At 68.4% G+C, this 14,160-nt stretch carries 11 protein-coding genes; 6 read left to right on the top strand and 5 right to left on the bottom strand.

Annotated elements, in window-relative coordinates; translation table 11 throughout:
• Positions 1–27 precede the first annotated feature (27 nt).
• Genes ACTJKH_RS05775 through ACTJKH_RS05765 form a run of 3 tightly spaced genes read right to left on the bottom strand, consistent with a single transcriptional unit; the run spans position 28 to position 3,343 of the window.
• Positions 28–1,221 (bottom strand): DUF4350 domain-containing protein, encoded by a 1,194-nt coding sequence (locus ACTJKH_RS05775; RefSeq protein WP_440736097.1) that lies wholly within the window; start codon positions 1,219–1,221, stop codon positions 28–30.
• A complete protein-coding gene (locus ACTJKH_RS05770) occupies positions 1,218–1,859 on the bottom strand; it encodes a DUF4129 domain-containing protein (protein WP_440736096.1) in 642 nt (213 codons plus the stop codon). Before ACTJKH_RS05770 ends, ACTJKH_RS05775 begins: the two co-directional genes overlap by 4 nt.
• Complete coding sequence (locus ACTJKH_RS05765) at positions 1,856–3,343, bottom strand: glycerophosphoryl diester phosphodiesterase membrane domain-containing protein (protein WP_440736095.1); 1,488 nt, start codon at positions 3,341–3,343, stop codon at positions 1,856–1,858. The genes ACTJKH_RS05770 and ACTJKH_RS05765 overlap by 4 nt, the downstream gene beginning before the upstream one ends.
• Positions 3,344–3,438: 95 nt before the next feature.
• On the opposite strand from ACTJKH_RS05765, the gene mtrA reads away from it, so the two are divergent.
• From mtrA to hpf, 5 genes are all read left to right on the top strand, one after another.
• Positions 3,439–4,119, top strand: a complete 681-nt coding sequence (mtrA, locus tag ACTJKH_RS05760; RefSeq protein WP_210097555.1) for an MtrAB system response regulator MtrA — start codon at positions 3,439–3,441, stop codon at positions 4,117–4,119.
• Positions 4,120–4,123: 4 nt separating this feature from the next.
• Positions 4,124–5,803, top strand: a complete 1,680-nt coding sequence (gene mtrB / locus ACTJKH_RS05755; protein ID WP_440736094.1) for an MtrAB system histidine kinase MtrB — start codon at positions 4,124–4,126, stop codon at positions 5,801–5,803.
• Positions 5,800–7,518 carry an LpqB family beta-propeller domain-containing protein gene (locus tag ACTJKH_RS05750; RefSeq protein WP_440736093.1) on the top strand — a complete coding sequence of 573 codons (1,719 nt, stop codon included), beginning with the start codon at positions 5,800–5,802 and terminating at the stop codon, positions 7,516–7,518. Before mtrB ends, ACTJKH_RS05750 begins: the two co-directional genes overlap by 4 nt.
• Before the next feature lie 111 nt (positions 7,519–7,629).
• Positions 7,630–8,316: a ComF family protein gene (locus ACTJKH_RS05745; protein ID WP_440736092.1), complete on the top strand. Its 687-nt coding sequence runs from the start codon at positions 7,630–7,632 to the stop codon at positions 8,314–8,316.
• Between the two features lie 94 nt (positions 8,317–8,410).
• Positions 8,411–9,067, top strand: coding sequence for a ribosome hibernation-promoting factor, HPF/YfiA family (gene hpf / locus ACTJKH_RS05740; RefSeq protein ID WP_210097559.1), 657 nt, complete (start codon positions 8,411–8,413; stop codon positions 9,065–9,067).
• A gap of 66 nt (positions 9,068–9,133) precedes the next feature.
• Here the strand turns inward: hpf and ACTJKH_RS05735 are convergent, their stop codons facing one another.
• Positions 9,134–10,474 carry a hypothetical protein gene (locus ACTJKH_RS05735; protein WP_440736091.1) on the bottom strand — a complete coding sequence of 447 codons (1,341 nt, stop codon included), beginning with the start codon at positions 10,472–10,474 and terminating at the stop codon, positions 9,134–9,136.
• A gap of 63 nt (positions 10,475–10,537) precedes the next feature.
• Positions 10,538–11,140: a PadR family transcriptional regulator gene (locus ACTJKH_RS05730; protein ID WP_440736090.1), complete on the bottom strand. Its 603-nt coding sequence runs from the start codon at positions 11,138–11,140 to the stop codon at positions 10,538–10,540.
• Positions 11,141–11,303: 163 nt separating this feature from the next.
• Here ACTJKH_RS05730 and secA point away from each other — a divergent pair, with 163 nt between their 5' ends.
• The gene (secA, locus tag ACTJKH_RS05725) at positions 11,304–14,111 is read left to right on the top strand and encodes a preprotein translocase subunit SecA (RefSeq protein WP_440736089.1); all 2,808 of its coding nucleotides are present in this window, start codon (positions 11,304–11,306) and stop codon (positions 14,109–14,111) included.
• The last annotated feature ends 49 nt before the right edge of the window (positions 14,112–14,160 follow it).

Here is a 14,160-nt window from a genome sequence, read left to right as displayed (position 1 = left end):
GGGCGGTGATTCTCAGCGGTGCACGGGTCATTCGGGTCTCCGGCCGATCGAGCTGGACGCATCGACGGCGGTCTCCAGCTCCTGCAGGCGGCGGGCCATCTCGATCAGCGCGGGATCGTCGGTCGGCGCCGGTCCGGAGAGCAGGGCATGCAGGGAACCGCGGGGGATGCGGAGGTGATCGGCCGCCGCATCCGCGATCTCTTCGGGGGTCGCGTTCACGGCGAGGCCGAGTCGGCGAGCGAGCCTGCGCCTGCTCCCGTCGACGATCGCTTCGCCGGCGTGCGCCGCGTCGCCGGATTTCGCGGTGAGGCGGGCGCGACCGTTCATGGTCTCGGAGGCGCGCACCGTCACCGGAAGCGTCTCGGCGACCAGCGGCCCGAAGCGCTGGCCGCGCCACAGCGCCGCGGCGAGTCCGGCGATCATCAGCAGCAGGATGGCCGGGGTCACCCAGCCGGGGGTGAGCGAGCCCAGCGTGTCGGGCGTCTTTCCCTCGATGTCCGTGTCGGCGAAGCTGGGCACGTACCAGACCACACGATCGGCCTGACCGAGGAGAGCGATACCGAGTGCGGCGTTCCCGTCTTCGGCGAGGTAGGCATTGCTGAACAGGCGTGCGCCCTCGACGACGCTCGTGCTGGTGCCCGAGTCCTCGTCCACGAGGACTGCGGCGGCATCGTCGGTTCCGAAGCATCCCTCGACGCCGTCACCCGGAGCGAACAGACGATCGGGGCGAATCGTGCCGACGTCCGCGAACTCCGGAACGCTGCAGTCGGCCTCCACAGGAGCGGCGTCCGCCGGGGCGTTGTCGCCGATGTTCAGAAGAGTGAGGAGGTGAGTGCTGCTCGAGAGGAAGACGACCCGGTCTGCCGGATCGATCAGCTCACGGATCGCCTCGTCGGAGAGCGTGTACGGGTTCGCCAGCACGAGTGTGGCGTCGTCGTCGATCGCCGCACGCGCTTCGGTCCGCGAACGGAACACCTCCACCTCGATGCCCTGATCGGCGAGGAGCCGGGCGAGCGCCATCGATCCTGAATCTCCGACGCTCTCGGGGTCGAGCGCACCACGCTGGTCAGGCATCCGCACACCGACCTGTATCGCCACGAACACCCCGCCGAGAACGAGCAGCACGACCACGGCCCAGCCGATCAGTGACCGCAGGCGCCGACGGTGCGTGGGGCGTTCGGCGGTCGACGCCCTGGGCGCGTCGTTCTCGAGCAGCGTCACGCGGTCACCGACTCGGGTCGGAGAGCGCTGAGGCGGTCATCGGTGGCGGCGATCTCGGCATAGCGTTCCGCCGTCGCGGGGTGCCGCAGATAGCGCACGTCGTCGAAGGAGACGGCGGCGTTGCGCACAGGCGACGTCTCCGTCGGGAACACGGCGGAGACTTCGCGAGCGATCGCCTGCGCGGTGGCACCGGGGGAGGGGTCGATGAGGTCGCGTTCCAGCAGGCCTCTCGCGAGGGCGCGGAATCTCAGGATCGTGGCGTCGTCCCAGTCTCCGGCACGAGCGCTGCGCTCGGCGTCGGCACGCAGCTGCACGGCAGAGCGGTCGTCGTCCGCGCCGAGGAGGTCGCCGCGCGGCCTCCTGATCGCCTGAGAGCGGCGGGGGCGTCCCCAGATGATGAGCGCCGCGATCAGAGCGCCCACCACGATGAGACTCACGACGATGAGCGCCGACGGCCCGACATTCGCTCCGTTGTCGGAATCGAAGAGGTCGGCGAGGAAGCGTCCGATGTCGCGCGCGATCAGGTCGAACCAGGTCGGTTTCGCATCGGCGTAGCGAGGATCGGCGAGTTCCTGCTCGGCCCAGCGTCTCGCCTCGTCTCCGTCAGGGATGCGCACATCGTCGAGGGGACGGATCATGCCGCCCCTTCGCCGCCCGACCCGGGGGCCGCCCAGGTCGAGTCCGTCGGTCGCTCGGGTGCGGGGTTCGGAGACGAAGTAGTCTGCGGAGGCGTCTGACCCGCTGCCGGGGGCGCCGGAGGGGTCGAGGGCGCGGGAGCGTAGGGCGGCAACGGGGGTGCCTGATGCTGGTCGAGGTACGGTTGTGCGGGACTCTGCGGTTGCGCGGGATAGGGGTATTGGGGCTGTGCGTACTGCGGCTGTCCCGCGTGGGGCTGTCCGGGGTACTGCTGTCCCGCGTAGGGCTGTCCCGCGTACGGCGGCTCCGCCTGGTACTGCGGCGCCGGGTACTGCTGATACGCGGCGTACGGCGGTGTCGGGTAGCCCGCGGGCGTCATCATCGCCCACTCGGGGACCTGCTTGGGCGGAGGCGCGCTCGTCACGGCGCGCTCGGGATCGACGACGAACGGATCCCCCAGCTGCTCGTCGGTCCAGCCGAGGTCCCTGCGCTCCACGTGGCGGATGAGTGACTGATCGAGGCCCTCGTAGCGCATCCGGCTGTCGAGGTAGACGAGGGTTCCCGCGGTGCTCTGCACCACCAGGGTGACTGCCTGGAGGACGAGCAGGAGAATCTGGGGCGCGAGCAGGGCGAAGACGAATCCCATGATCGTGGCGGTGTCGGCCGAGCCCGTCGGCGCGATCACCGTGCCGAGCATCGAGCTCACCAGGGAGACGGGCAGGTTCACCAGCTGCATCGCGACGCCCATGATCGCGCCGATCAGGAAGGTGACGCCCCAGGCGATCCAGAACCGGCCTCGGGTGAGGCGCCACGAGCGCACGAGCGCGTCGCGGAACTTCGCCCGCTCGAGGACGAGGATCGACGGGACCAGGAGGAGCTTCGTCGTCAACCACACCGTGAGCGGGATGGTGGCGAGGATGAGCACCGCCACGAGGATCACGATGCCGCCGATGGCCTCCGCAGACCCTCCGAGCCCGCCCGCGATGAAGCCCGCGATGATCAGGAAGAGGACGACGATCACGCCGAAGATGAAGATGACCGAGAGCGAGGCGAACGCGGCGAGGCGCCAGAACGACGGGATCATCTTCCGCCACAGCGTCCCCAGGGTCGCCTTGACGCCGATCGCCGCGAAACCGACCTCGGCCGCGACCACTCCCTGCATGAGAGCGGTGAAGGCGACCGAGGCGAGGCCCACGGCGAGGCCCGCCACGATGTTCATCGCGATGGTGCCGGCGAACACCGCTTCGAAGTCGGGGGAGGACGGGGTCAGGGACTCGAGCCGTGTGAAGGTCGTGAAGAACACGAAGCCCATGACGGCCGCGCTGAGCACCACCACAGCGAGCTGGATCACGACCCCGAAGCCGAACAGGACCTTGGGGTTGTGTCGCAGCGCCGCGAAGGATCTGCCCAACATCATGCCGAAGGTCAGCGGATGCAAAGGGATGATACCCTTCTTCGGGGCAGGGGTCCACGTCTGGCCGCTCACCGGCACTCCCTCCGTCGTGCGCTCCCATCGTGTCACAACACCCGTTGGCGCGCAGACATGGGGTCAGTGGTACTGAGTGCCATAAGGTAACAGTTATGACCTCACGCATTCTTGTGGTCGACGACGACACCGCGCTCGCCGAGATGATCGGCATCGTGCTGCGCACGGAGGGCTTCGAGCCCGTGTTCTGCGCCGACGGTGCGCGGGCTGTCGAGGAGTGGCGCACGCAGCGACCCGACCTCGTGCTGCTCGACCTGATGCTGCCCGGCATGGACGGAATCGAGATCTGCACGCGGATCCGTGCGGAATCCGGCGTCCCCGTCATCATGCTCACGGCGCGCAGCGACACCGCAGACGTGGTGCGCGGACTCGAGGTGGGCGCAGACGACTACATCGTCAAGCCGTTCAACCCCAAGGAACTCGTCGCCCGCATCCGCACTCGTCTGCGCCCGGCGCCGCAGACTCTGGGGGAGCAGTTGCGCGTGGGCGATCTCACCGTCGACGTCGATGCGCACGAGGTGCGCCGAGGGACGGCCCCGATCGCCCTGACGCCGCTGGAGTTCCAGCTGCTCGTCGCCCTCGCGTCGAAGCCGCAGCAGGTGTTCTCCCGTGAGATGCTCCTCGAACAGGTGTGGGGATACCACTACAAGGCCGACACGCGCCTCGTGAACGTGCACGTGCAGCGGCTTCGGGCGAAGGTCGAGCTCGACCCTGACAATCCCAAGATCGTCATGACGGTGCGTGGCGTCGGCTACCGTGCCGGGAGCCCGGGCTAGTCCCATGGCCGCGACCACAGCGACCACCACGGCGGTCGCTGTCATCCGCGACTGGCGCGGTTGGCCCACCGTCACGCGAGCGCTCTGGCGGCGATCCCTGCGTTTCAGGACGCTGACGATCACGCTCCTGCTCACCTCTACAGCGATCCTCATCACGTGCGTGACGATGGCGCTCATCATCCAGAACGATCTGTTCGAATCGCGCAAGAAGGAAGCGCTCGAAGACGCGGCTCGTTCCGTGAACCAGGCGCAGACGACCCTCGACGCCACCGCGCTCGGCGACGACCCTGCAGCGCTGCGGGAGCTGTGGGAGAGCGTGCAGGAGGACCTCGGTCGCAACTCCACCGCCGACGGGCTGGCCGGCTTCCGCATCAACGTGGATGAGGAGGCTGTGTCGCTGAGCGGCTTCACCGCCGGTCTGAGCGCGAACAACATCAGCCCTGCCCTGCGCACTCGGGTCGTCAAGTTCGACGACTGGCAGTCGTGGCAGTCCGCCTCGCTGGACGTCGACGGCCGCGCAGTGCCCGGGATCATCGTGGGGCAGCAGTTGCAAGTCCCGGAAGCAGGACCCTTCGAGGTCTACTTCGCCTACGACCTCGCCAACGCCGACAACACCCTCACGTTCGTGCAGCGCACGCTGTGGATCGCGGGCATCGGCCTCGTCGCGATCGTCGCCGCGATCTCGTTCGTCGTGCTGCGCACCGTGTCGACCCCTATCGTCGAGGCCGCGGAGACCAGCGCGCGTCTCGCCAGCGGCGATCTCGGCGTGCGCATCGACGTGCACGGGGAAGACGAGATCGCGACTCTCGGGCGGTCCTTCAACGCGATGGCCGACAGCATCGAGTCCCAGATCAAGGAGCTCGGCGAGCTCTCACTGGTGCAGCAGCGGTTCGTCTCGGACGTGTCGCACGAACTCAGGACGCCGCTCACGACGATCCGGCTCGCCGCCGACATGCTGAACGATCAGCGCGAGGAGTTCGATCCGACGACCGCACGCACCACCGAGCTCCTGCACACGCAGGTGCAGCGATTCGAGACACTGCTGTCGGATCTGCTCGAGATCAGCCGGTACGACGCGGGATCCGTACAGCTGGAGCTCGAAGCCACGAGCCTCGCGCATCTCGCCGAGGACATCATCGAGCAGATGCAGCCGCTCGCGGACGGGCGAGGCAGCGAGTTGCGCCTCGTCGCGCCCGGCGGGTACTCGCCGGTCGAGATGGACCCGCGTCGGGTGCGACGGGTGCTGCGCAACCTGATCGGGAACGCGATCGAGCACGGTGAGGGGCGGCCCATCGTGGTGACGGTGGACAGCAATCAGCACGCCGTCGCCGCGGGGGTCCGCGACTTCGGACTCGGGATGGACCCGGCGGATGCCGAGCGTGTGTTCGACCGGTTCTGGCGCGCCGATCCGTCGCGTCAGCGCACGATCGGGGGGACAGGACTCGGTCTCTCCATCGCGCTCGGCGACGCGACACTGCACGGGGGGACCCTCGGAGTGTGGTCGCAGCTCGGCGTCGGCACGAACTTCGTGCTCACCCTGCCGCGTCGGGGCGACGCAGCCGACGGTCCCTCGCCGATTCCGCTGGAGCCGCAGGAGCCGATGAGCGAGATCGGTGACGCCACGCAGCCGATCCAGCTCGCCGATCTCCCCGCCGACCTCTTCGACAGAGGGAGCATCGAATGATGACTCGGACTCGCCGTGCGCTGCGCGGAATCGCCGTCGTCACCGCCGCCCTGCTCCTGACGGCATGCACCGGTCTCCCGACGACGGGCGACCCGCAACCGGGGCTCGCGCTCGGAGCCTCGCCCGAAGACCCGGACTTCCTGCCCGTGGCGTCCGATCCGATCGACGGGGCAGGGCCTGCGGCGATCGTCGAGGGCTTCATGGAGGCGGCGATCACACCGGCCGACAACTGGGACACCGCGCGCAAGTTCCTCACTCCCGAACTCGCCGCATCGTGGCGTCCGAACACCGGGGTGTCGATCGACGTCAGCGCGGTGACGCGCTCGTTCACCTCGAGCGTCGAAGACGACTCCGAAGCGAGTGACGGCGACACCGCCGACGTGCGCGTCCGATTCGATCAGGTGGCGAGCGTCGACGCGACCGGGGCGTACTCCGAGGCGTTCGGGGCGTCGAATTCGGCGTTCGTCGTGGTTCGCACCGACGGCCAGTGGCGCATCACCGAGGCTCCTGACGGCGTCGTGATCGACGAGTCGCGGTTCGCGCGCGTCTACGACGACTACGCGCTGCAGTACTACGACCAGACCTGGGAGAGGCTCGTTCCCGATGTTCGCTGGTTCCCGAGGCGGGCGACGGTCGCGACGACGATCGCCCAGTCACTGATCGGCGGGGCGCCGAGCCCGTGGCTCGATCCCGCCGTGCAGAGCGCCTTCCCTCAGGGGGTCCAGCTCGCGCGGGACGCCGTGCCGATCGACGCGGATCAGGTCGCGGACGTCGCGCTCAACCGCGCCGCTCTGGGTCTTGATCCGAAGACGCTCGCACGCATGCGCACGCAGCTGCAGGAGACCCTCGCGGCGGCCGGCGTGCAGGTCGATCAGGTGCGTTTCAGCGTCGACGGACGCACGCTCGACGCGGGCGTCGTCAAACTCGTGGAGGACCCGGCGGACCCCGGCAGTCTCGTGCTCAAGGGCGGCGAGTTCGGCTCCCTGGTCGGCAGCGAGATCACTCCCATCCCCGGCGTGACCGAAGACATCCTCTCGGCGACGCAGTCGATCACCGCGATCGATGTCGCGATCGACGGCTCGAATGCAGCCGTCCAGCTGGCGGACGGACACGTGTATCTCACGGGGGACGACGGGTTCAACGAGCTCGATGGCAGGGCGTCGCTGATACGTCCGTCCATGGACCCTTATGGATTCACCTGGTCCGTACCGTCGAACGCTCCCAAAGCGCTGCAGGCGATCGGCAGTGACGTCGCGCCCCTCGGGATCGCGGGCGCCTGGCCGGACGCCTCCGCCATCTCGGCACTTCGTGTCTCGGCGGACGGCGCGCGCGTCGCGGCTGTCGTCGTGGTCGGCGGAGAACGCTGGGTGGTGGTCTCCTCGGTCATCCGCGACGACGCGGGTGCGCCGACCGAGCTCGGCCCCGCAGAGCCGCTGACCCAGCTGGAGGGCGGCGTCAGCGGTCTGGTGTGGCTCGGTGGCGATCGGCTGGGTCTGCTGCTGGATCTGAGCGATCGGATGGTCCTCACCCAGATCGTCGGAGGGCCGGGCACATCCGAGGTGGCTCCGACCGGCGCTGTGTCGATCGCCGGCTCCCGCTCCGCCTCGGGGCTGCGTGTGCTCGGTGCCGAAGGAGCGGTGTTCGCGCGGAGCGGGTCGGCATGGAGCGAGTCGACGGACGGTGTCTCCGTGCTGGCGACACGGGCGGGGCACTGACCGCCTCACCCTTCCTGCACGGTCCACGCGCACGGTCACGTCACGCACAGAAGCGTGCCGTGGAGCTTGATGCGGCGGCGCGGTGTCGAGGCGCTGAGCAAGGATCGACGGATGTCTTCGACGTCGTCGCTCGTCACCATCGGTCAGGAGATCCTGGCTCTGCTGCTCGCGGCGACCTGTGCGGGCTGCGGCCGACCTGAGACCGTGCTCTGCGCCTCATGCAGGGGCAGGCTCCGACCGGAGCCGGTCGAGGCGAGCACCCCGGCGGGACTGCGGGTGGTCGCTGCGATGTCCTTCGACGACGTGGCGGGAAGGTGCATCCGAGCGCTCAAAGACGAAGGTCAGACCCTGCTCGCCCGCCCGCTGGGGGCTGCTCTCCGAGAGGCGCTGAGTGTCGCTCTCGGGGGCGAGGACGACGATCCGGTGCGTGTGGTTCCGATTCCGACGTCCACGAGCGCTTTCCGCAGACGGGGGTTCCGCGTACCGGAGATCCTGATCAGACGTGCGGGCTTCATTCCTCAGCGGATGCTGGTGGTGCGTCGTCGCGGACTCGATCAGCGCGGGCTCGACGCGGCGCGCAGGGCGGCGAACGTGCGGGGGACCATGCGGACGCGATTCATCGGTCGCGGTGAGCCGGTGGTCCTCGTGGACGACGTGGTGACCACGGGCGCGACGTTCGACGAGGCGGCGCGCGTGCTCCGCGACGCGGGCTTCCGCGTCATCGCGGCGGTCGCGCTCGCCGCCACCCCACGTCACAGTGAACGGAATGCGAACGCATCGGGGACACGCAGGAAATGACCCGTGACATCCGCGGTCAGGCGGACTACCGTGGGGGGTCACAAGGCGACCACGGTCCGCCCTTGGCCGGGAGGACCGGGACAAGGAGGCAGCAATGGAAACGAGCATCGTTGGCGTCGGGGTGGGTATCACTGACCGATTCCGCACCGTTGTCGAAGAGAAGATCGCCAAGATCCAGACGTTCGCATCCCGTGCGCAGCGACTGGACGTCAAGGTCACCCACCGGGTGTACCGGAACGGGCACGTGCCCGATGAGACGGTCGAGCTGACGCTGATCAGCAAGGGGCCCGTCGTCCGTGCGGAGGCCACCGACGGCGACAAGTTCGTCGCCCTCGACCTCGCGGTCGACAAGATGGCCGAACAGCTGCGCAGGGCCAAGGAGAAGCGAGTCGACGGACGACAGCATCCCCGCGGAGCGCACTTCGAGAAGGAGAGCGGGGCGCTGGAGGGCATCGACGTCCAGCCGGCATCCGTCGACGTGCTTCGCGCCGTCGCGACCGGGGCCGTGCCGATCCAGAACGATGAGGACGAGGTCTACTCGCCGGTCGTCATCCGCACGAAGAACTTCGGCGCCGAATGGATGACCGTCGAAGAAGCGGTCGACCGCATGGAGCTCGTCGGTCACGACTTCTTCCTGTTCGTCGACGTGCGCACCGACCACCCGAGTGTGGTCTACCGCCGCAAGGGCTGGGACTACGGCGTGATCGCACTCGAGACGGCGGCTCCGCCCTCCGAAGCGCTCGCGTCCTGAGGCTGACACGCAGAACGGCCCGACTCCGGAAGGAGTCGGGCCGTTCTCGCGTCCGCGCTGTGCGGGTCAGTCGAAGATCCCGTCCAGGATGCTTCCGATCACGAGTCCTCCGAGGATGCCGGAGGCGATGTCGCCTCCGCCTCCGCGTCGGCCGCCTCCGCTCCAGCCGCCGCCGCCCCAGCCGTCGCCTCCGCCGCCCCACCCCTGATCCTGCGGGCGGGACGAGTCGATGTCGCGCTGTGCGAGCTGCAGGGCCTCGGCGGCGAGGTGCGCGACACGGCGAGCGCTGGCGAGCGCCTCGTCGCGCGTCTCCTCGGCGGGCAGCAGGTCGGACAGATCCACGCGCAGGCGCTCGGCCTCCGCGAGCCGGGTGCGTGCGTCGGCGCCGATCCACCCGCGGTGTCCTGCGATGAGTCCGCGAGCGACGCCCAGCTGGCGATCCGCGTCGTCGATGGCGTGCTGGACCTGCTGGATGCTGGGCAGGGGGTGCTCGGCGCGATGACGTGCTGTGGCGATGGCATCGTCGAGGGCTGTGTTCGCCCCGCGAAGCTGAGAGAGCTCGGCGAAGGGGTCGCCGGGTGTTCCTGCGGGGGAGAGGGCGCTCAGCGCGTCCTGCAGCGCTGACACCGCGGCTGCCACCGCCGGCACCTGCGGTGCGGTGCGCGCGGCGATCAGGTCGCTCCTCGAATCCGCCACCACCTCGGCGAGCGTCGACTCGGCACGGAGCGCCTCGATCTCGAAGTCCTCGACCGCGTCGAGCAGGGCGGACGCGCGGCGGGTGGCCTCGGTCGCCGTCTCGAGGGCGAGGTTCGCCTCCTCGTTCTGCTTCGCCGCGCGACGACGCTCGGAGACGGCGGCGCCATGCGTGGCGAAGGCGATGAGCTGTTCCGCTTCGGCGGCGCTGGCCGTGATCTGGTGCATCGCAGAATCGGCGTACCGCGAAGAGAGACGCGCGACGGTCTCATTCGTCTGCGGGATCCGTGTGCTCAGCTCCGCGGCATCCGCGCGGACCTGCGCGATCACCTCGGGCGCCCGGCGGACCTTGGAGATCGATGTCGCGAGGTCGGAGGTCTTCTCGTCGAGCAGATCCTGTGCCCAGTCGCAGAGCTGCACGATGCGAGCGTTGCGCGTGCGCAGCTCCTCGGCGGTGTCGGGGATCTCGTCGTGGTTGAGCTGGTGCATCTGGAAGGCCTCACGCAGATGGGTGCGTACGGCGCTCAGTGCCTTCTTCAGGTCGCTGGTGAGCTGCTCTCCGAGCTCCGCCTCGGCGAACGCCAGCTCATCGGAGGTGCTTCTGATGCGCTCGTCGGCTGCGACGAGCGACTGCTCGGCACGCCGTGCGAGATCGGCATCCTGTGCGGCCAGTTCTTCCTGTTCGCGCTTGCGTCTGCCCCATATTCCAGCCATAGGACCGATCCTAGTTTCCCGAGCGAGAGTGCTGGCTGTGCATCCGCTCCAGGCGAACGTCGATCAGGCGAGGGCAGCGACGGACGGACGCGCCGGCCGTCCGCGCTTGGGGCGGTCGGCCGTCAGCTCGAGCGCGACCGCGTGCTCCGGATGCTCGGCGAGGCGGTCCTGCACATGGTCGAGCCAGCGCAGCTCGGCATCGGCCGCGAAGATCATCGAATCGACGACGAGCGACCAGGCGAGGCCTTCAGGCGTGTCGTCCTCCCGCGAATCTCTGGCGTCGCGGAGGGTCCCGAGATGACGTCGAGAGGCCACGCGCTGTGTTGCGACCACATCCGCGGCATCCGCGCCGGGAAGGGTCGCCGCGACGGCCAGCTTGATCGCGAGCTCGTCCCTGGTCGCCAGACCCCGCTCCACAGGGGCTGCGAGCCAGCGGTCGACCTCCGTCATCCCGGCCTCGGTGATCTCCCAGTAGACGTGCCCCTGCGCGTCGGCGTCGCCACGGTCCACGAGCCCGTCTCGTTCGAGGCGCTCGAGAGTGTTGTAGATCTGCCCGACGTTGAGCGGCCACACGGAGCCCGTCCGGCGGTCGAACTCATGGCGAAGCTGGTGTCCGTAGCACGGTCCCTGCGCGAGGATCGCGAGCAGACTCTGTCGAACCGACATGTGAGACCTCCCGGGTCGTGGATCAATATATACATACTCGGAAACAGGATGCGGGCGCGGCATGCAGACGACGTGCAGGTCACGGACCGGTAACATGACAACGTATGCCTGGTGCGCGCCCGACACGTGGCGCCCCGGACCCATCGACAGGGAGATGACATCTGTGGCCAATCCTCTTGAGAAGCTGCTGCGCGCCGGTGAAGGGCGGGTCATCCGTCGCCTGAATCAGGTGGTGAAGGCCGTGAACGCACTGGAAGAGGACATCTCCAAGCTCACGGACGACGAGCTGCGCAACGAGACCGTCGAGCTGCGTGAGCGTTTCGCCAAGGGGGAGTCGCTCGATCAGCTGATGCCCGAGGCGTTCGCCGCCGTCCGCGAGGCTGCGAAGCGCACCCTGGGCATGCGGGCGTACGACGTCCAGATCATGGGTGGCGCGGCGCTCCACCTCGGCAACATCGCCGAGATGAAGACCGGTGAGGGCAAGACCCTCGTGGCGACCTTCCCCGCCTACCTCAACGCGATCGCCGGCGAAGGCGTGCACGTCATCACCGTCAACGACTTCCTCGCGAGCTACCAGGCCGAGCTCATGGGCCGCGTCTACCGCGCGCTCGGAATGACGACCGGGATCATCGTGTCCGGGCAGACTCCTGCCGTGCGGCGCGAGCAGTACGCGTCGGACATCACCTACGGCACCAACAACGAGTTCGGCTTCGACTACCTCCGCGACAACATGGCATGGCGCAAGGAGGATCTCGTCCAGCGCGAGCACTACTTCGCGATCGTCGACGAGGTCGACTCCATCCTCATCGACGAGGCCCGCACGCCGCTCATCATCTCCGGCCCCTCGTCGGGTGAGGCCAACCGCTGGTTCGCCGAGTTCGCGAAGATCGCCCGCACCCTCGAGGCCGGTGTGGACTACGAGGTCGACGAGAAGAAGCGCACGGTGGGAGTCCTCGAGCCGGGCATCGAGAAGGTCGAGGACTACCTCGGCATCGACAACCTCTACGAGTCGGCCAACACCCCGCTGATCTCGTTCCTCAACAACTCGATCAAGGCGCTCGCGCTCTTCAAGAAGGACACCGACTACGTCGTCATGAACGACGAGGTCATGATCGTCGACGAGCACACCGGTCGGATCCTCGTGGGACGCCGCTACAACGAGGGCATCCACCAGGCCATCGAGGCGAAGGAGGCCGTGCCGGTCAAGGCCGAGAACCAGACTCTCGCCACCGTCACGCTCCAGAACTACTTCCGGCTGTACGACAAGCTCGCCGGCATGACCGGTACCGCCGAAACCGAGGCGGCCGAGTTCATGTCGACCTACAAGCTCGGCGTGATCCCGATCCCGACGAACCGCCCCATGGTCCGCAAGGACCAGTCCGACCTCGTCTACAAGAACGAGACGGCGAAGTTCGCGCAGGTCGTCGAGGACATCGCCGAGCGCCACTCGAACGGACAGCCTGTGCTCGTCGGAACCGTCAGCGTCGAGAAGAGCGAGTACCTCTCGCGCCTCCTCGCCAAGAAGGGTGTCAAGCACGAGGTCCTCAACGCGAAGAACCACGCGCGTGAGGCGGAGATCGTGGCCCGCGCGGGCCGCCTGGGCGCCGTCACGGTCGCCACGAACATGGCCGGCCGAGGCACCGACATCATGCTCGGAGGTAACGCCGAGTTCCTCGCCGTGCAGGAGCTCAAGGGCAAGGGGCTCGATCCCGTCGAGACTCCCGAAGAGTATGAGGTCGCCTGGGACGAGACCTACGAGTCGATGAAGGCCGTGGTGACCGAAGAGGCCGAGAAGGTCATCGAGGCCGGTGGACTGTACGTCCTCGGAACCGAGCGCCACGAATCGCGTCGAATCGACAACCAGCTGCGCGGTCGATCCGGACGTCAGGGCGACCCCGGCGAGAGCCGCTTCTACCTGAGCCTGACCGACGACCTGATGCGTCTGTTCCAGTCCGGCGCCGCAGAGGCGATCCTCTCGCGCACCAACTTCCCCGACGACGTGCCGATCGAATCGGGGCTCGTCTCGCGCGCCATCCGCAGCGCGCAGTCGCAGGTCGAGTCCCGCAACGCGGAGATGCGCAAGAACGTCCTCAAGTACGACGACGTCCTGAACCGTCAGCGCGAGGCGATCTACGCCGACCGTCGTCACATCCTTCAGGGCGATGACATCGCCGACCGTGTGCAGCACTTCATCGAAGACGCGATCAGCGGCGTGGTCCGCGACCACACGGGTGAGGGTCACAATGAGAGCTGGGACTTCGACGCGCTCTGGACCGAGCTCAAGACGCTCTACCCGGTGAGCGTGACGATCGACGAGGTCGTCTCCGAGGCTGCGGACCGCAAGGGCGGCATCACGGCCGACGGGCTGACCCGCGAGCTCCTCTCCGACGCCAAGATCGCCTATGAGACCCGTGAGGAGTCCCTCGGAGACGCGGCCACCCGTGAGCTCGAGCGCCGGGTGGTGCTCCAGGTGCTCGACCGCCGCTGGCGCGATCACCTCTACGAGATGGACTACCTGAAGGACGGCATCGGCCTGCGGGCCATGGCACAGCGCGACCCGCTCATCGAGTACCAGCGTGAGGGCTACGCGATGTTCCAGTCGATGATGGGGCAGATCAAGGAGGAGTCCGTCGGATACCTCTACAACCTCGAGGTCGAGGTCCGTCGCGCGGGAGATTCGCAGACCGCCGAGGTCGAGGCCAAGGGCCTGGCCGACGGCGGCGGCGAACAGCGCCTCGAGTACTCGGCGGCGAACGACGCGGGCGAGGTCGAGGTCCGCAACGATCGCGGTCAGGTGCAGCAGGCGGCGACCGAGAAGCTGCGCCAGGCTGCCGCTGCTCGCCAGGCGCCGGCCGAGGCTGCCGAGCCCGAGCAGGCCGCTCGCGGTGCGTTCGGTCAGCGCACCGAGGCGCCGGCGCCGGCAGCGGGCAACCGCGAACAGCGCCGCGCTCAGGGCAAGAAGAAGAAGTAGGCGCGATGCGTCGCGAGGGGCCGGATCCGGTGGATCCGGCCCCTCTTTC

The organism is Microbacterium sp. 22215, assembly GCF_052045655.1.
Lineage (GTDB): Bacteria > Actinomycetota > Actinomycetes > Actinomycetales > Microbacteriaceae > Microbacterium > Microbacterium phyllosphaerae.
Note: the sequence above shows the minus strand (reverse complement) of the source record. Positions and strands in the feature narration are given on the sequence as shown.

Bases quoted from the DNA above. Each gene is read 5' to 3' on its own strand.
- ACTJKH_RS05745 (WP_440736092.1), top strand. From the start codon at position 7,630: ATGTCTTCGACGTCGTCGCTCGTCACCATCGGTCAGGAGATCCTGGCT.
- ACTJKH_RS05730 (WP_440736090.1), bottom strand. From the start codon at position 11,140: ATGTCGGTTCGACAGAGTCTGCTCGCGATCCTCGCGCAGGGACCGTGC.
- mtrA (WP_210097555.1), top strand. From the start codon at position 3,439: ATGACCTCACGCATTCTTGTGGTCGACGACGACACCGCGCTCGCCGAG.
- mtrB (WP_440736094.1), top strand. From the start codon at position 4,124: ATGGCCGCGACCACAGCGACCACCACGGCGGTCGCTGTCATCCGCGAC.
- ACTJKH_RS05735 (WP_440736091.1), bottom strand. From the start codon at position 10,474: ATGGCTGGAATATGGGGCAGACGCAAGCGCGAACAGGAAGAACTGGCC.
- ACTJKH_RS05750 (WP_440736093.1), top strand. From the start codon at position 5,800: ATGATGACTCGGACTCGCCGTGCGCTGCGCGGAATCGCCGTCGTCACC.
- ACTJKH_RS05770 (WP_440736096.1), bottom strand. From the start codon at position 1,859: ATGATCCGTCCCCTCGACGATGTGCGCATCCCTGACGGAGACGAGGCG.
- hpf (WP_210097559.1), top strand. From the start codon at position 8,411: ATGGAAACGAGCATCGTTGGCGTCGGGGTGGGTATCACTGACCGATTC.